Origin of the sequence: Fibrobacter sp. (assembly GCF_045112255.1) — a bacterium.
In the GTDB taxonomy this organism is placed as follows: Bacteria; Fibrobacterota; Fibrobacteria; order Fibrobacterales; family Fibrobacteraceae; genus Fibrobacter.
Genome location: NZ_JBGUHR010000055.1, coordinates 1 through 19,152 on the forward strand (window position 1 = coordinate 1; position 19,152 = coordinate 19,152).

Consider the following 19,152-nt stretch of genomic DNA (forward strand, 5'->3'; position numbering starts at 1 on the left):
ACCGAAGCTAACGAAATGTTCACTACCGACGGCGGCACCATCAAGACCGAGGAAACACAGAAGGCGCTCGACGCACTTGCAGACAACATCGAACCGACCGCCGAAGGCGAAACTGACGATGAAGTTCCAGAAGTTCTCGACGACCCAGGACTAGGTCTTGTAGGAAAAGCCGACTCCGAAGACAAAGCAAACAAGCTCGTCGACTATGACGAGCTTGCAGCAAATCCAATGTTCGATGTCCCGGTAGATGACGAGGAAGAAATCAGTGTCGATGACGAAGATGTCATCACCGAACCAATGAAACTCCCTTAATTAGACCAGATAGGTTCAAGCGTCGCGACAGAAATCTGATCGGACGTGTTATTCCATTTGTAGTCGTTGCCGACAACGGCCATCAGTATATCGTGCAACACGGATCTCACCAGACCGTTCTTGACCGTCTGTAAAACAGTGTTGATGTACATCTTGTCACACTCTTCACGACTGTAGTCATTGAACCCAGTCTCCTCGTACAACGCGGCAAGCGCAAGAGTTACGCACGGATCCAACTTTATTCCAATCAGTCCCAGCAGATAGATAACAAACTTCGGCAGAGGATGCTTCGCGGCAAAGCCTTTCTTGATGGTAAGGCGACTGCGCACACTGGTAAAATCCATGCTCGTCATTTCCTCAATGTCATCATCGACGTCACCGTTCAAGATAACAATGTCGGCTACAAGTTTGTCCTTCAACTTGCACACGCCATCTTTTTCGACGGCGGCATGCTTGTACTTGTCTGGAATAATAATGGTACGGATATACTGTGACATAAGCGTTACACCTAGTTACTGATGAAATTAGTTCATTTCATAGTTTAGGCGGCGTTGAAGTCAACTGGCTGGCACTGACGGCTTTCCATTTCGTCGATGAACAACTGATCCGGACGTTCCGGCAAGGTAGCCTCGTACTCGTATTCGTACTCGATATCGGTGTGTGTAGGAATGTCTTGGTTGAGAAGTTCCTCATCCATGATGCAGCGAACGTGATCGGCATACTGCTCAGGCACGATGATGGAGTCATGCACCGTGCAGAAATGGCAACCGACTTCCTCGATGATACGAGGGCAGACTTGATCGAACACGAAGCTGCTCTCGATCTTCTGCATTTCGTAAGCCAACGCGGCATGGCAATGTTCCTTCAGCGACCACATGCAGTTGTAGAGGTTGGGGAAGTGTTCACGCCAGCAACGCTGAACCGCACCACGGATCGGCTCACGCTTGGTATCGAAGTACAGCGGAGAGAACAAGAAGGAAAGCAATCCCTTCTTTGCTTCGTCACGAGTCAGCTGCCTATCGATATCTTCGTCGGCACTGCATTCGCTCTGGAAGAATTCGTATATCTTGCCTTCCGCCACCAAGTTACGGTAACGGTCGAGCTCGGCTTCCATGCGACCAAGGACGAGATCCTTGCGGCCAGCATTCCAGATCGGCTTGAAACGGAGGAACGTATCGCGGTTCTCGTTGAGGTCGTTACGGTAGAAGTCGATATAACGACGGAACACGGCAATGATGAAGGCCGCTTGAGAAGACTTGATATCGACTTCGGCAACCTTGTCTCCATCGCAGCGCAATGCGGCATGACGGATTTCCTTCTTCATGTTCGTCACGTTCGTATGGATACGACCATACTTGTCGTGCTTCACATAAAGGTCTCCGTCTTCGTCAAGGAGGCCATTGAAACGTTCGATCTTGCAACGTTCAAGTTCGGCATTGTACGGAGCCATCTTGCCGTTCTCGACCATTTCGTTCAAGGTCGCATCAGCCACATTCGCATCAATGGAGAAGTGGCTCAGCTCGTCATAGCAAATCGCCACTACTGGATCTTCCATAGAGACGCGCTTGCGTTCCTCGAAGGACTTCTGGATACGCTTCAAGACTACCGGAGAAGTAATCGTGTACTTGGACATCGTGCCGCGCACAACGACTTCGGTATTCTTGAGCTTCTTGTCGAGTCTGGTCTGCAGATAGGTAGCGTAGCTGTTCTGGTACGGAGCGCAAAGCCAGAAAGCCTTGCACTTTCCCTTACGGCTGGAGTCACCCTTGATGTAGCTCTGGGAACGACCAATGAAGCCATTCTCGACCAAGGTGTTGATGGCAGTGATGTAGCCGTCGCCGAGGAACTTATGGAGCAAGGCAGCAGAAAGGTGGGTCTTCCAGTACTTACGAGGAATCTTGGGCTGCACAACCATATTGGTCATGAGGTCACTACGGAGATGGCTCGTAACCATGTAAAGGACGAGTGCCATCGTATCAAGTAAAGTCTTGTTTACAGGAGAATGTCCGTTCTTTGTCGTAAAATCGTGACAAAATGACACAAAACCCTTGTAGAGCATAGACGGCAGTTCGATCTTGAACTCAGTCTTAGGCTTACGACTCTTGGTCTTCTTGGTTCGGTTAAGGGTTTCGTCAATCACGTCCATAAAGTTAACAAAACTTCCCAAGTCCGGCAAGTCTCCATTGCAGGATATTGGAGTAAATCAGACCAGCGGTGCTAGTCCGGTTTACTGCCGAGTTTATCGTTCAGTTATACGGAGTACAAAGGTAGACTAAACGAGTTTGAATTTCAAGTTCGACCATCAGTCCTTGTCACACCCGGCACCACCGACCATGTTAATGTTTCGAAATCAATAAGTCTGAGTATATGGTCTAGTTTACATAATATCCCACAGAAAAGGGGTCGAAAGTAAAGTATAAAAGTCCAACAAAGCAGCCAGAGTGCTGCAGTCTTGCCCTATGGGCGCTCCATATAGATGTTTCGAAAAATGACTATTTAGGCTAATTTGCAATTCAAATTGATAATGGCTATCTTGTTCCATTATGGCTTACACATCTTGTATAACAATCGAGTTACTATCAATGTTCCGCTGGAAGGAGACTGGGTGGAAGGCACCCGTGTCCTTGGTATCGCCGGATGTTACCATCCGTCTTGCAGCTCACGAGTCTTGCGCCAATAACAACTGGAAGCTTGACTTGAACGTGGCAAGTGTCGAGAACCATAATGAATGGGCCGACCCGTCCTTGCAAGACAAGATTGTTGCCGCCGTCATGAAGCGCTGCCAGCACGACGTCAAGGTCGTCCGCATCTTTGGCGCTTCGCTTCGCAATACCTACATCAACGGTATGAAGCGTTCGAACATGTTCTATCCGACCGACTTCCGTGTGAATTTCAACTACAAGTACAGATTCATCGTCGCGTTGGAAGGCGAGTCCTACGAAAAGCTTGACGGTATTTACTTGGTTCCGTCCTACATGTCTGCACCGCGAGATGGCTTTGACGCCGAGCAGTTCTACAAGTTGTGCTGTTACGAGAGATTTGAATAATGGCCCAGCAACAGACAAATTTCGCACCGTCCGTCGTGCGCTTCGAGTACAATGACCCTATCCAGTGTCATGTAGTCATCGAATCCGAGGACAAGCGACTTGCCTACATGATTAACAGCTTCATATCGGCTGCCATGACGTTCTACGACAAGACGAAGTCGAAGACGTGGCAAGTGTCCGAAGGATTCAAGAGCGCATTCGTTACATTTTACGACCGTAAGTTCCAGTTACTACCGATCGGCTTAATACCGAGAGTCAGCCGTCTTGTCCATGGCCGTTTCGGTTCGAAGATCGAACTGACCAAGGATATCAACGACTTGTTCATTCCGCCTCGCGGAAAGCTGACTAGGAACGACATCGTCGGTTTCGCCAATACGCTGAACTTGCACAATCGTCTGACTGGCGATCCGATCATTCCGTACGAGCATCAGTACAAGTTGGCCGAGCGAGCCATCAACGGTCGCCGCATTTCGTTACTAGCTTGCACGAGCGCTGGCAAGTCTCTTGCCATGTGCATTATCGCGAGATACTTAATATCCCGCGAGAACAAGAAGCTTTTGATCGTCGTGCCGTCCACCAACTTGGTCGAGCAGCTGTTCTCCGACTTCTACAACGACTATGGCTGGGAAGACGCTCGCCGTTATTGCACGTTGATTTACGCGGACTCCGATGACAAGCTGTCGAAGTCACAGAAGGAGAACTTGAAGAAGAACAACATTGGCGAAGAAGTCATGCTGAAGCAGATTACCATTTCGACGTGGCAGTCGCTCCAGAACAAGCCAGATTCCTTCTTCGAGTGCTTCACTGCGGTCATGGTCGACGAGGCCCACTCGACTCGCGGCGTCAAGTTACGAGATATCTTGGCCAAGTGCGTGAATGCCATCGACTTCAAGATTGGCGTGTCCGGTACTTTGCCGAGTGACGGTATCGACGCTGGCTACATCGAAAGTCAGCTTGGCCGCAAGGAAGACATCATCAGATTGAAGGAACTCGTCGCACAAGGTATCCTTACCCCAGTGACTGTCCGTTCTATCTTGATTCCGTATCCTCCGCAGTTGCGAAAGATGATCTGCCGCCAGACCTACGATGACGAAGTCGCATTCTGTAGCTCCAACACGTCGCGCCAAGATATTGTCAAGCTGTTGATCGACGCTGGAAAGATTACGACCGAGCAGAACACGGTCATCTTGTTCAAGAATATCGATCCGCTTGAAATGATGCACGAGTTTCTTGCCGCGAACTATCCGCAGTTCACTTACCATATCATCAAGGGTGACGTGTCCGTGGATGAACGCGAGGACATTCGTAAGTCGATCGAGTATTCGACTGGTCACATCATCTTGGCAACTTACGGCTGCATGAAGCAAGGCGTCAACATCAAGCTTCTGCACAACTTAATATTTGCCAACCCGGCGAAGTCTGTGTACATGGTCGTCCAGTCGATCGGTCGTATTGTGCGTCCGCACAAGGACAAGAAGATGGCCTATGTGTATGACTTGGTCGACGATGCGTCGTACGAGTATATCGGACGTTCTGGATATCCTATCGTGAAGACGAACTACATGGTCAAGCACTACGATATCCGTCGTTCCTACTATGACGACGACGAAATTCCGGTCGAGGAGATCAACTTCACTGGAATTTACGAAGCCAAGATCGACGAAAATGTTATAGCCGAGCGCAAGAAGAAGGCTGCCGACAAGGCGAAGGCCAAGGCCGAGAAGGCCGTCAGCAAGAGCAAGGCTAAAGTATTCAAGAACAAGTTTTTCTTATAAGGTTAATTTATGCGAGGTACAATTACTTATTGGGATGGCATTCGTCGGTTCTTCGCCGAGCGCGGGTTTGACAGGGCCAAGTTGGACAGAAACTGCTTTGACGGTTTCAAGATTGTCTCTGCCGATATTCACGAGCCGCTTGAAGGCTATGCGGTTTTCCGTGAATCGGCACCGGATATCTTTGCGCAGTTCGACCGTCTCGAATGTTCTGTAGACCGTCCGACGGATTACTACCGCGACTTCTTTATCGGTGAATGCAAGCGTCCGCGTGAGGCGCAGCAGTTGGTCGATGCTCTTTATGAAGTTGCCGCGATGGATCCGCCGCAGCCGAAAGTCGAAGTCGATGCCGAAAAAGAGCTGTTGGAATCGATGAGCTTGGAAGCTCTGAACGATATAGCCGCTATGAGCGGTCGTAACGTCATGGATTCGTTTAAGGGCAAGTTATCCTACGACGCAGACGGAACCCCAGTAGTTACCCCAAATTTCTAGCGAGCGTATTATGGAATTCAAGTCAAAGCCTCTCAAGAGTTATCCGTTCAAGAACAATCGTCTTCTCGTTATCGACTGGGCATCGCTTTCCTATCATCAGCTTTGGTCAATGAAGACGAAGTCCAGCAAGAAGCAGCTGGGCAGTGTGTTGCCGGAAGACGACGAAATGATCGTCTGGCGAGCAAAGATGTTCAACCGCATGCTGGACTACATCAGACTTTTCAATCCGATGGACATTATTCTCTGCCTTGAAGGCAAGAAGGCATGGCGCAAGCAAGTCGTCAAGGACTATTACACAAAGTATGCCGAAGTCTATTACGACAGCATCGGCTATTATGTCTGCAGCGACAACTATGCCTACCGTGTGACTAAGGTCGGCGATACTTTCGGCGTGGCCAAGATTTCTCCGAAGGAACGCCCGGTGTTCGAATCGTTGAAGCATCGTCCGCTCGGAAAGTTGCCTCAGCAGACCCAAGACATGCTTTGGGGAGTCAAGACGCTCTCTGGAACTCCGGTGCTTCCGTCGTACAAGGGAAAGCGTGGCGCGTCTCCTTGGGAATTCTCCGTCGACAAGAAGTATTGGCAAGCCTACAAGGACGAATACGCAATGGAACTTGCACCGTTCTTCCGTGCAAAGGCTGTCAAGTGCGACATTGCCGAAGGTGACGACATGATCTATGCCGCCGTCAAGAAGTACAGCGGCGACTACGACGATGTCATCGTCATCACGCGAGACTCCGATATGTCCCAGATCGACGTGAAGAACTTGAAGATTTTCAACCACACGTCCGAGAATTTCGTCGAATGTCTCTATCCGCAGAAGTACCTTGACGCCAAGGTTCTATCTGGAGATACCTCTGACAATATCCGTGGCATGGCCTATGTAGATGCGAAGACTGGCGAGTACAAGCCGACCAAGGCTAACGCCGTCTCCGAAAAGGAAGCCGTGACCTTGCTTGAAAACTGTCCGAACATCTATGCTGTAGCCCAGGCTAATGGCTGGGGCGAACAGTACATGAGGAACCGTACATTGATCGACTTGTCGATGGTTCCTCGTAACGTGTCCGAGGCTATCGACGTCGTGATGGATAAGCCAGCCCCAGAACTGGCTATCGACTGGAACAAGACCAACGAATGGGGCATCCCAGAAAGCAAGGTGGACTACTATCGCACTCTGCAGCAGTTCGGCTTCTTCGCCGTACTCAAGCGCGAAAACGCCAACCCAGAATCGTTCAAGGGCGAACAGCTCGTCCAGAAGGAAGCCGACATGAACCAGAAACTGCTGGATGATATGGCTACTGGTCTGGATTTCGAATCGGTTGAAGGAATCTTCAATGGCCCGGCGTTTGACATCGGAATGCTTTAAAGTTATATTTATTGGCGTATATTGAGGAAATTATGGCAGAAAAACCAGTAAACGCATTGGTTCGTGTGTCCACGAACAATGAACTTGATTTTAACGAATGGCTCGATTACCATATCGCGCTGGGATTTAACCGTATCTTTGTCTATGACTCTGGGAACCACGGCTGGCTTCCAGAGGCTTGCCGCAAGCGTGAAGAACATGTCACGCTTGTTCCGCTTGCTGGTAATGACTGGCGTAAGAAGAGCAACATCATCAAGGCTTATGTCGCGCAGACTACGGAACCGTCTTGGGCAGTGTGCCTCGAAGACGACGAATTCATCTGGCTTGACTTGAACGTAAGTCGCTCTATCACCAGCTTCATCAACAAGTATTTCGGCACTGCAGCTTTGGCTATGTCGGTGTACGTGAAGTATCTGTCGTCCGAAAAGCCGATGAAGAACCGTGTCGGCACACTGATCGACTGCTTCCAGCATGCTCGTCCGAATCCGCAAGGTCTCGTGCATCCGTGCTCGCATACGCCGAACTTCACATTTACTTTCTTCTACGTTCCGGACAATCGTTGCGTCCCTATGCGCGGCCCTCTTACTCCGAACACGCAGTATTGGCGTGACTTCAAGGGCGCTGTCCTTACGGAAGATGGACTTGGCAAGTATCTCGCTTCCCAGCAGTACAATCCGGACGCCTATCCAGTGCGCGGCTACAAGTACGGCTTGAAGTCTGGTATGGAAATGGGCATGCAGCCTGGAACCAAGCCAGTCGGCTATACCGTCCGTGACAACACCATGATCAACGAACGCGCCGCATTGCTGCAGATTCCGGTCAACGAGGCTACTGAAGAACTGTTCGCCAAGGACGAACTTCTCGTGGAACAGCCGACGTTGCCTAAGCGCGAAATTTCTCCAGAGGAAGCTGCGGAACTCGAATTGCCGATTCCTCTTGGCAAGATCGACACCTTCATCCTTTATGGCTATCCGCTTGAACATGTCATCGACTTCGCTGTCAAGAACGGCTACGAAGATACTCCGGAACACCGCACGGTGGTCGAGCGCGTGTATCGTCGCGAATGTTCAATGATTATCGAGTCGACTCCGGTCTACAAGCGTCTCGCCGAACTTGAAGCCGAAGGTGGCCGCACCGACGACATGATCTGTGCCGAACTCAAGATTAGCTACCCGGCCCTCTTGAAGATGCGCAAGTGCATGTCAGTTCTGAACATCAATGAACACGAAGCCAAGAAGGCCGATGCTGAAACTGCTGCCGTCGAAACTGACAAGGCGCAAGCGAAGGCTGTCGTCGAAAGTTCCGACATGGCCGAACTCACCAAGCAGTTTGACGAGACCGTCAATGCCCATCCGATTTCCAAGGAAGACGAGAAGCGCTTTGACGACAAGGTTGAGGAACAGAAGGCCAAGCGCCGCGAACGCGCAAAGAAGGCTCGTGAAAAGAAGAAGGCCAACCAAGAAGCCAAGAAGGCTGCCGAGGCTGCCGAAGCTGAAACTCTGCTGAATGGCGATATCAAGATTTATAAAGATATCTATGCCGATGCGAGCTACGCATTGATTGGTAAGGCATCCGGCAAGGCATCCGACAAGGAACCGCCTAAAGAGTCCGAAAAGAAGGAAGACGATGTCGAACTCGACCTTGGTGATACTAACCTTCTGAACAATACCGACCTTTCCGCATTTGGTAATATAGATGCATAAGATTATTTTCAAGGAACTTGAGTTCCGCAATTTCATGTCGTACGGAAACACGAAGAATGTCTTCGAGTTCCGTGACGGCTTGACTTGGCTCAGTGGCGACAACGGCTTCGGCAAGTCCGCCATTGTTGAGGCGATGACTTTCGCCTTGCTAGGTGTCTCTTACCGTGGCGGTAAGAAGGAAGAATTACGAAACACGAAGAATGCCAACGACGGCGCGGTCACGATGGTTCAGTTGACCTTCGATACGGAAAATCCGCAAGACGGTCACGAGTCATGGCGCGTACTTCGTACGATTTCTGGAAAGTCATCGACGGTGAAGTTCACCATCGAGAAGCTTGAAGGCGAGGACTGGGTCGTCCAGAACAAGCGAGCTGGTTTCAGCCAGCAAGACTTCGAAGAAAAGATCCTTCAGTTCAATGAAGTGCTTTTCAAGAACGTCATCGCAATGAACACCCAAGAGACGCTTCCGTTCTTCATGCTCCCGGCAGCGAAGAAGCGCGAATTACTAGAGTCGATTATTTCTCTGTCCCTCGACGCTTGGAAGAAGGCTAACCACAAGCGCTTGTCTGATGCCACGATTTCTTTCAACGTGGCTCAGTCTGATATGCAGCAGCTCAACAACGAAGTTGTCGAACTGAAGCAGATTCACGCTCGCATGGTCGCCGAACGCGCCGAGAACCTTGACCAGATGAAAGCTGATTACGCGGCTCTGGACTCGCAGTACACGACTCTCTACGCGGACTACAGAGGCCATGAAGACACCAAGTTCGATCTCAATGAGCAGCTGAACCAGATCCGTAACGATCTCGCCGCCGAAACCCAGATTGACAGCGAAATCGATCGAATCAATCGCCAGTCGGCAAAGCTTCCGCAGCTCACCGATGCAAAGGAACGCTATGCTACTGCCGAGGCGGCTTATAACAAGTTACTAGCCGACCACGAGGTATATGAGCAGACCATGCAAGGTGTCGTTGAATCGTATAACGACATCCAGGAAAAGCTGTCCAATATTCCGTCGGCTCGTGCCAAGGTCGACCGTCAGTACGGCATCAAGGAAAACGAAATCCGCTTACGAACTGAACAGCGTGACCAGTTGACCGAGACGGCAAAGTCGTTCAAGGTCGGTACGCCGTGTCCGACTTGCGGCCACATTTCCGACGAGTCCGACGTCGAGCGTCACAAGGCCGAACTGCGTGTCAAGTGGACTGCGCTCAATGACCAAGTCAAGGCTTTGAAGACCGAGCTTGCCCCATTGAACGAACAGCTTAGCCAGCTTGATAACCAAGTGGTTGAGTATCGTTCGCAGCTTGATGCATTGCAGCCGAGGATCGATGAGTACCAGTCTTATCTGGACAACGAAAAGACTGCAGCATACACCGAAATGATTACGGCGAAGAACGAAGTATCTCGTCTTGAGCGCGAACTTGGCAACGTCGACCTCGATTCGCTTTCGGCTCGTCTCGATGAACTCAAGAAGGAAAAGACGAAGTTCCCTGCCCTTCGCGAGACGTACGAGTCGCTTAACGATAAGTACAACAGCATCGTTGCCGCGCAGAGCGAGCTTTACGGCCAGCTTACCCAGATTCGTACTCGTAAGGAGAATTTGAAGGCTGACATCGAACGTGCTGAAAATTCTACCGACGACTCGATCGCCGTCATGGAAGAGAAGATTAAGAAGAACAAGGTCTTGCTAGCCGAAGCTGAAAAGAACTTGCATTCGGCCAGCGACACTATCGCTATCTGCAATACTATCACGAAGGTCTGTGCCGACGATGGTATGAAGAAGATGGTGTTCAGCATGTTCGTCCCGGCATTTAACAAGGCCGTGCAGCGCAACATCGCAAAGGCTCACTTGCCGTTCGTCGTGACGTTCAGCGATTCCATGGACTATACGTTCAAGACTCTGCCTGGTCTGTCGCCGTCCTACACGATGCTCTCCCAAGGCCAGAAGCGCAAGCTCGGTTTCGCTATCTCCATGGCGTTCCGCGACTTCGTGTCGCTTGTCGGAAACTTCAATGTCAACTTCTTGTCTCTCGACGAAGTGCTCGACATTTCTACCGACGACAACTCCATGCGCGACATGCTCGACCTTGCCAAGCTGATGTTGGCCGATATCGGATGCGCAGTCATCATTACTCACCGTGGCAAGGTGGTGTCGGATAAGTTCGACTTTCATCAGGCTGTGACGAATAATGGTCTGTACTCGACGCTTGGGCCCATCAAGCCGATGTGGGAAAAAGAGCAAGAGACCGCCTAGAACATCGGCCTCGGTTACGGAACTGATAAACTAGGCATGTAACCGAGGCGTTTTCATGGCTGGACTGTTTGACTTCGAACATTATTATACCGAAAAGCAGATTAAAACTGACATCAAACTAGATGTCAGTGATATTCCTATGAAGAGTACCGCGAGCTCGTCCGCTATGAACGAGGACGGTACGGTTGACGAAGTCAACATGAATGAACTCGTCACGAATAACGTGATGTATCGAATTACTGGAATGACAATCCCGGCTGGCCAGCTCGACGCCAACAGCCGTATCCGTATCGTAACGAGAACCGCCGATCCAGAATCAGATTTCTATACAGACAACAGCTATTATCTGGCCATTGGCTATCCGCTTGACGACTTGGTTGAAAGCGGTATTTATGCCATACCGGAATCGCGCTCGGTAATTCAAGATTTTACTCTCACTGTTGGTATGGCAGTTGATAATGTATCTCTGCAAGACATTCGACTGTGTACCGAAAATGCATCTGGGGTCGTGGAAACTCCAGTTGCTGCGCTTACGCTTTCTGTCACGCCGCGTTTCCGTTATATGAACAAGGGCCGCTCGACCATCGACTTGTCATTGACCGATGCGGTCGACCAGAACTTCTGGCATCAAGAAGGCGGTCATTTCTTGAATACGATGGCGTTCAACGCGGTCGGCTTTATGGGAGGACTCTACAAGTCGTCGAAATGGCTCAATAAGCAGTCCGAAGGCCGTACGTCCGCCGTTTACCAGTATGATTCGTTTGTCAAGATGATCAACAATCTTGGCAAGACCGCCAAGGAGAACAATCTTGGTATCAAGACGGTATTCTATGATACGTCATTCGCAAACCCAGTTACTAGAACGAAGGGTATGTCGAACTGGCAGTACATGGTTGCCTTGTACAAGGCTGACTGGACTCGTACCGACATCAGCAAGAGCGCCAAGGTGAAGGACGTATATGGCAACGAGGTGACTAAGTTTGTAGATAAGTGCCGTGCGCAGCAGTCGGATCCGCTTCCAGATATTAGCGGCGACGGTGCTACCGCGTTGATTCCTACCGTGTCGGATGTTTTCAAGAAACTGTACACCAGCAAGGAAGACTTGGCAAGCGAATTTACTAATAAGTTCATTGATGCCTACAAGAGCTTGACAAGCATTGCTGGAGTTAGGCCGTTCATGTCTGGTGCGCTGAAGAGAAAGCTCGACAGTGCTAGGTATGCGCTTCGAAAGATTGGCGAAGGTACGCCGCAGATGATGCTCGACTTGGCTTCGTGCCGTAACTTGCTGGCACTATTTGATTCGGAAGGCTACATCCATCATCGTTTTGATCCGAGTGTCCAGTATCCTAACAACGCTACAAAGGCTAACCAAAACCGCGACTACGATCACGGTGTCCGTATGGTGGCCCAGTGGGGCGGCCAAGTAAACTTGGTCACTGGTTTCAATGGCACACTGACACAAGGCCATGTGGCTGTCGCCGATGCTCAATATTATGAAAAGGTGTCGTATTCTAGTGCGCTGACGTATGCTACTGCCTCTGACCCGAAATGCCGCAACTGGCAAAAATCGTCTTCTGAAATGACCGTAGCTGACATCAAGAATACCTTGTGCGAATATTTCGGTGGCATGTACAACAAGCGAAATGATGTCGAGGAAGGCGACGAAGGATATACCAGATGGTGGTACGATTCCGAGCAGAATCCTCCGTATCGACTCGAAGTTACATATAAGGACACCGACGACTCGATGAAGACCCAAGAAATGGGTATTGCCGACTATCAAGCTGGCATTGACACAACTAATATCCAGTCAGTCGCTAACCTTATCGCAGCGGCTAAACGAGGCGATACCCTTATCCTTTATACTGGAACTTCAAGGGCGTTTGTCGACGTCGTGATGAGAGAAATAGCCACACTGATTATGGCGAAGAATAGTTCGCTTTCGTTCGGATCTGATGCGTTCTATGAATGGAACGGAACTTACGCTACCTTGACTGATAGCACGAACATATTGGTTGCTGAATGGGAATCTTCGTCAACGGCTGGAACGGTCGAAAACTTTAGGGATTTCTATCCGTCGTACATGGTGCTTGATGATCTTGGGGATTCTACGACCTATACCATCAACCAGTGTGTTACTCTGTCTGAAGACGTGATGGGTGACGCTCTTGACGAAATTGACAATATTTTGTCCGTACAAGGACTGTTCTTCGGCCCAGCGTTTCTGTTGCTACAGAAACTGAGACTACGTGGAGCCAATAGCGATTATGACGAGCTGATGGATATTATCAAACGTATCCGTTGGTATCAGATGTATACACATGAATCGGTATTCGATAACAAGACCTACATTGGTAATAGGCTGCCTTACAATTCGACGAACACACCGTATGTCTTTATGCCAGCTCGTTTCTTGGTTCCGGTGCAGATGTATAAGCGCGTCCGCGTTCGGTATAAGCGTTGGGGACGTACTCGACACAAGATGGTGAAGCGTTCTATAGGAGTTCGCTGGTGCGAAGTGACATTTGTCGATAACGATGTCTACGAGGCATATCCTCCTAACAGCGAGGAACCGAAGCAGTTTTATCCAATTGGAAAGAATGCGACGGTGACGACTAACAACTCGGCAAGCGTCTTTACATTCGATTCTCCGATAGAAGGCGATACGACGGACTTGATAAGTGTCGGCAAGGTTACAAAGTTCAAGACTGGTACTTTGCTACTGGTCAATGCGGACGGTATCGAAGTCGACGTTTCGATTGACAGTGCGTCCAAGTTCACTGCCGATTATGTTGTCGAAGGAATTAGCGGCAGCGTGTTCGTTGTCGGTATCTATGTGCCGCTTGAGAATACGGCGAAGTCTGACGAACGCACGAAGGTTCGAGTCGAATACAAGATGCCGTACATTCCGTATGACGCTGAACTCCGTCGTTGGGCGTTCATGCAGTATGGCGCGTTCGACCAAGACATCTACGCAAGCGAGACTCGTGAAGTTCCAGCGGTTCCAGAAGAAAAGACTCCAGGCTGGGTAATCTTCAAGCCGACGTCGAAGCGTATCGGCGACATGCGAGCAAGCATGGGCATTTACGACGCTGTGTCTATTTTGATGGGTATTCTCCGCAATACGTTCGGATCGGCATGTGTCGAGCTGGTTGAAACTATGCGCTCTGTTGAAGACCAGGAACTCATCAGTTCTGGTGGCGGTGAAAGCGCGTTCTTGTCTTGGCATAACTACGGCCTTGCCGCAAAGATTTTGATTAACGATCCGAGCACTGGCATGCCTATCGAAGACGGCAGTGACGACTTTATGAAGTTGATCGACGTCGCCGAGGCGTTTACCGAAGCTTGCTATAACGGCGCGTTCGGAAAGCCGCTTAATGTCGTGTGGTGTGGCCGTCTGAAGATTGGCGCTAATAACTTTGTGTGGGAATTCTTGCCGATTGGCGTTGGCCACAAGGATGCAATCAAGTTCCGCGAAGCCTTGCTGAATCAAGAAGACCCGGTGGCTAGCCTTGGGTATGTCGATGTTGATGCGAAAAAGCTCGTGTACAAGAGCCGTCCGACTGAAAAGGTTCCTTACATCTTGTCCTCCAGCTCGTCCTACAAGAATGCGATTGTAATTAACGGACACCACTATGTAAGTCCGCGCAATATCCGCAATTACGTGACGCCGCATGACTTGGTTCTGATGAACATTATCGAGTTCTGCAACCTTATCAAGACGAAGATGCAAGCTAACGGCTCCTCGCTTAACAACCGAGCCAGCATGTACGAGTGGAAGTCACTTAATGACCGTGCATACAAGCAGCTGCTTCTCTACTATGGATTGACCGGAAGTATCAATGCGGCTCGCGCTCTCGTAAGTGGCGAGTACGTCGAGACTTACAAGGATATCGTAGACCGCAAGTACACCGAGGACTTGGTCGAAATGGTCAAGGACTTCTTGGGCAACTTGTATGCAGATGCGAAGGTTTATGTAGAGGATGCCGCCGATGGCGGTGCTTGGCTGTCCCTCAACGACGGTAAGCTCCACTTGAAGACGACCGACATCCGGCCAATATATGACCAGAAGTCGAAGGACAACTTCTTCGGCGAAAAGATTGCGCCGCTTGAATGTACTGAACGTGGCCTCTATGTTGATGGCGTGTTCAAGACTGAAGCTGAACTGGAAGCGATGGGCTATCAGCTTGAGCGAGTTAGCGACCGCAGCTTTATCGACGGTTTCAAGGACGGCAAGGTCGTCGGCGACGACGCGCTTCTGTTGCATTCGCTTGTGGCTACCCAGATCAAGGAAGAATTCGACAAGCTGCGCGAGCTGTTCGAGAACTATGGCGGCAGCATCATGTACGACCATTTTGCTGACGGCCCAAATGCGTCCATGGCCGACATGGTGGAAAACGAGTTCGGCTTGATTTCTGGACAAGACTTGATCGGTTTCGACGAGCTTCGTGCCATCTTCAAGCAGAAGAATATCGAGGATAACGCTGGCAAGTTCTCTGACGGTTCCACGAAGGGCGCTGGCGGCGTCGGCAGTTCTGGCAGTATGAGCGGCGACATCTTCGAAAAGGTCGTGTCAAATGCCGAATTGGCTGGTGTCCGTAAGGCCAGCTTGACCAAGGAGCACATCAATGTGACCGTCCAGCAAGGCACGATGACTACAGAGCAGCTGTACCGTGCCATCATGAAGGGTACGATGACCCAGGCTAACGACATGTTCAGCAAATAGAAAACTGATAAACTGCGTACAAACACTTTTCGGTGATTTATGTCCGCACGTTTGCTCATTAAGAAATATACTGGTAAAGATGGCGACTTCGGAACTCCGGTGTCGTCTATCGGTCTGAAGCGCGTTGATACGTGTGTACCTTCGGTGTATAGTTCAGCTGCGCTTGAGAATACTGGCCATACCGTTCCAGCCGACGATGCTTCTGAAGCTGGTGCTTATTGCGTGTACCGTCCGGACAATCCAGAGTGCTATTCGTACTCTATGGAAAGCGTTTTCAAGATTCATCTTATCAAAGCTCCAGATATCCAATTAAGCAACATTCGACTCTATCCAATCGGAGAAAGGCCAACATCACCAACTGCCGCGAAACTTTATATAGGCAACTCGATATCCTATAGCCGCCCAACAGACCAGAAATCCCAAATTGCGCTCAACGATATCTGGAACTATTCTAAGGAGCACCCTTTTTATCTGACCGTCGCTGGTCTTTATGGCCAAGTGCCAGATCCTCGTCTTAGCCAAGAGCAATATACGGTCGAGTACAAGGACTGCGGTTTCGGAAACCTTATCTACATCAACGGCGACCGCCAACCCACATTAACGGTTGCGACTCGAACCCACGGTGACGAAGCCATTGTCTACACGTTCGAGAACAAGTCTGGGTTCCCGATCGAGAACTTTATTGAATTTATTCCGGTGTCACACGATAAGCCGACGTTGGAAGACGCGAAACCGCTTGGCGAACCATACGTGTACCACCCAGCAATCTGTGATGCGAATGGACAAGCGACTAGCGAAACTGATCCGACAAAGATTTGCCTTGTCATTCTCGATCCGTCGTATCGTTCAGAAGAATATCCAAATGGTCTTGACTTGATTCGTGACTATCCGTATGGCTTTATCTACAAGCGCCCAGCTGACGAACACCGTTCCAACTTCGGTACTGGCGGCGCTATCCAGATGGTGTACCTCTACAACGGACAGCCGGGAACCTACGGAGAGAATAATCCAGCCTACGTACCGACCGAGTGGCACAATACCACTATCGACGAGAATGGCAACGTGACGACCAATAACGACGTCGATTCTCCGTTCAAGGACTCTGGCAAGCCGACGTTCTCTTTTGATGTTGTCGTTGAGAATGACAACTTCGGCCACACGAGCTATGTCATCAACGGCGTCCGCCGTCCGATGCTGAATTTCGATCTGAACGCCGTCTATGTATTCCATAACCGTTCTGGTGCAAGCTTCCCAATGCGCTTTATCGGCAATCCGTTCTCTCCGATCGCCAACTTCATCGACGACGTTGTCGTGGACGGAGTTATTGTCGCCAACGGAGCTACGAACGACGAAACCATTTATGTAGACCCAGAGGCCGTCATGAAGGCTGGTAAGAAGATCAATGCCTACCAGTGTGTAACGGCACCAGAATTGGGCAGTTTTGTCCATAATGTGCCTCTGTGTATGTGCGGAAACTACAATTTGTGCCGTGTCGACGGCGGTATCTACAATCCTCTGAAGGCTGGCGAGACCGACTATGTGTACTTGCAGCTTGAAGTTGGTGGCAATGCCGATCCTGGCTATTGCGTACCGGATATCCAAATCGAGTACGACGAAAATTAGAAAATGTGACCATTATATAAACTATTCGGAAATTCGGGCCAGACTGGCTCAATGAAAGGACTTTCAATATGCAGAACAACGCAACACTCCAACAGAAGGCTATGCAGGACATCTTCGCACTTGACGAAGCTGTAGGCCAGTTTGAATCATTCGGTAGCCAGCTGGACTTGGGCTTGCCGACCGAAGAAGATGACGCTCCAAAGTCGTTCGACGACATGCTCGAAGTCAATCCGAGCAATGAACCGATGGAATTTGGTGAAAATTTCATGAGCGAAGGCGACGACATGGCTGACAAGCAGACCCAGAAGTTCGTGGTCGATGAATTTGCTAAAGAAGCCGCAAAGCTTCCGGATGGCAACATCAGCGCCGCTGACATCACTGGTATCTCGGCCATTATCCAGATGAACAATCACATCACTGGTGACGTTCGTTCTTTCATTGACCAGACTATCAATCACGCTGTTCAGGCTCAACAGCAACAGAACGTTTCCGACGCACAGCCGAACGGTACGGTTGCCCAGGATATCGCCAAGACTGGCGACAATGCTGGTGCCGACGTTGGTGCTGAAGCTCCGATCGATGGCGGCATTCCGGCCATGGATCCGGTTGATCCGACTGCTGAACCGTCTCTCGAAACCAATCCGGCTGACGGCCTTGACGCAAGCATGACGGCTGACGTTGGCGATCCGCTCGCCGACATGACCGATCCGCTCGCTGCCGAACCAGCTGCTGAAGAAGATCCGCTCGCTGGTATGGATGACGGCCTCGCTGGCATCGAAAACAATGAACCAGATCCGGGTGCTCCAGAAGCTGGTGCCGAAGAAGATCCGCTTGCTGGCATGGACGATGGCCTTGCAGCTACAGCTGACGACGGCGCTGTTGCTGGCGAAGAAGGTGGCGAAAAGGGCGGCGACGCTGAACTCGACAACTTCCTCGACGGTGATGACGATGCCGATGCTGAAAAGCCAGCTGACGAAGGCGAAAAGGCTGACGAAGACAAGAAGGACGACACAAAGTCTGAAGACACCAAGGGTGAAGAAGACAATGACGAAGACTTCAACTTCGAAGCTATCGCTACTAAGGCTCGCGGCCTAGTCGAAGGCACAGAAGAAACTCAAGTTAACGAAGAAACTCTCCAGAAGGGTCAAGAGGAAGGCGCAAATGCCGCTCAAGAAAACCTTACTGAAGGTACTGAAGACGCCGCTGCTGAAGAAACTGTCGCAGAACCAGTGACGGAAACTCCGGAAGAACCAGCAGCTGACGACACGAACCTCGAATGCAACTTTGCTGAAAAGCAAGCTCGCGTCGAATCCATCGTTGCTGATGCAAGACTGAAGCAAACTGCTGAAAAGGCTAACGCTATTCTCGAATCCTACCACAACAACCGCGACCGTTCCAATACGCTCGCCAAGTTGGACGGCGTCGTGAACACTCTCAAGCAGAAGGTTCTGACGGAATCCATCGTTGCTGACTACGGTAAGAAGTCTCAGAAACGTGCCCAGCTCGAAGCCCAGGCCGAACAGATGTATGCCGAAACCGAAAAGGCTGCAGAAACTCCAGTTCCGTCCGTGTTCGAAGCTACTATGGATCGCATCAATTCCGCCCTTGCTGCCAAGAAGCCGTCCATCGCGGCTGAAGCTGACAAGGTGATCGCTGAATTCGAAGCCGCCCAAGCAGCTGCCAAGAAGGCTCTCAACGAAAGCGTTGAAGCTCCGAAGGCTGATCCGAAGCAAGCTCGCATCGATTCTCTCCTCGAAAGTGCTGCACACGCTGCAGCTGCTACGAGCGACATCGACCAGCAGCTCAAGGACATTGTGAACCAAGTGAAGAATTCCTAATCTCCATATTGTTCTC

12 protein-coding genes are annotated in these 19,152 nt (G+C 50.4%); 10 read left to right on the top strand and 2 right to left on the bottom strand.

All coding sequences use genetic code 11. The features are described 5' to 3' along the window. Positions 1–312, top strand: a 312-nt coding sequence (locus ACJMM9_RS07510; RefSeq protein ID WP_405325308.1) for a hypothetical protein, incomplete at its 5' end; no start/stop codon positions are given. On the opposite strand, the gene ACJMM9_RS07515 is transcribed toward ACJMM9_RS07510, so the two are convergent. Beyond that, the gene (locus tag ACJMM9_RS07515) at positions 309–809 is read right to left on the bottom strand and encodes a hypothetical protein (protein ID WP_405325311.1); all 501 of its coding nucleotides are present in this window, start codon (positions 807–809) and stop codon (positions 309–311) included. The genes ACJMM9_RS07510 and ACJMM9_RS07515 overlap by 4 nt on opposite strands. A gap of 44 nt (positions 810–853) precedes the next feature. Further along, a complete protein-coding gene (locus ACJMM9_RS07520) occupies positions 854–2,479 on the bottom strand; it encodes a hypothetical protein (RefSeq protein ID WP_405325314.1) in 1,626 nt (541 codons plus the stop codon). A 415-nt stretch (positions 2,480–2,894) separates the two neighbouring features. Between ACJMM9_RS07520 and ACJMM9_RS07525 the strand changes: the two genes are divergently transcribed. The 9 genes from ACJMM9_RS07525 (at position 2,895) to ACJMM9_RS07565 (ending at position 19,136) form a co-directional block, all read left to right on the top strand. Beyond that, entirely contained in the window at positions 2,895–3,359 is a 465-nt protein-coding gene (locus ACJMM9_RS07525) for a hypothetical protein (protein ID WP_405325317.1), read from the top strand. Continuing rightward, positions 3,359–5,134 carry a DEAD/DEAH box helicase gene (locus ACJMM9_RS07530; protein WP_405325320.1) on the top strand — a complete coding sequence of 592 codons (1,776 nt, stop codon included), beginning with the start codon at positions 3,359–3,361 and terminating at the stop codon, positions 5,132–5,134. The genes ACJMM9_RS07525 and ACJMM9_RS07530 overlap by 1 nt, the downstream gene beginning before the upstream one ends. Positions 5,135–5,143: 9 nt before the next feature. Then, the gene (locus ACJMM9_RS07535) at positions 5,144–5,623 is read left to right on the top strand and encodes a hypothetical protein (RefSeq protein WP_405325323.1); all 480 of its coding nucleotides are present in this window, start codon (positions 5,144–5,146) and stop codon (positions 5,621–5,623) included. Between the two features lie 10 nt (positions 5,624–5,633). Continuing rightward, positions 5,634–6,989 (top strand): hypothetical protein, encoded by a 1,356-nt coding sequence (locus ACJMM9_RS07540; RefSeq protein ID WP_405325326.1) that lies wholly within the window; start codon positions 5,634–5,636, stop codon positions 6,987–6,989. A gap of 32 nt (positions 6,990–7,021) precedes the next feature. Beyond that, on the top strand, positions 7,022–8,692 hold the full coding sequence (locus ACJMM9_RS07545) for a glycosyltransferase family 2 protein (RefSeq protein ID WP_405325329.1): 1,671 nt from the start codon (positions 7,022–7,024) through the stop codon (positions 8,690–8,692). Then, positions 8,685–10,949 (top strand): hypothetical protein, encoded by a 2,265-nt coding sequence (locus ACJMM9_RS07550; protein ID WP_405325332.1) that lies wholly within the window; start codon positions 8,685–8,687, stop codon positions 10,947–10,949. The genes ACJMM9_RS07545 and ACJMM9_RS07550 overlap by 8 nt, the downstream gene beginning before the upstream one ends. Before the next feature lie 55 nt (positions 10,950–11,004). After that, positions 11,005–15,675, top strand: coding sequence for a hypothetical protein (locus ACJMM9_RS07555; protein ID WP_405325334.1), 4,671 nt, complete (start codon positions 11,005–11,007; stop codon positions 15,673–15,675). A gap of 39 nt (positions 15,676–15,714) precedes the next feature. Continuing rightward, the gene (locus ACJMM9_RS07560; protein WP_405325337.1) at positions 15,715–17,298 is read left to right on the top strand and encodes a hypothetical protein; all 1,584 of its coding nucleotides are present in this window, start codon (positions 15,715–15,717) and stop codon (positions 17,296–17,298) included. A 68-nt stretch (positions 17,299–17,366) separates the two neighbouring features. Then, positions 17,367–19,136 (top strand): hypothetical protein, encoded by a 1,770-nt coding sequence (locus tag ACJMM9_RS07565; RefSeq protein WP_405325340.1) that lies wholly within the window; start codon positions 17,367–17,369, stop codon positions 19,134–19,136. The last annotated feature ends 16 nt before the right edge of the window (positions 19,137–19,152 follow it).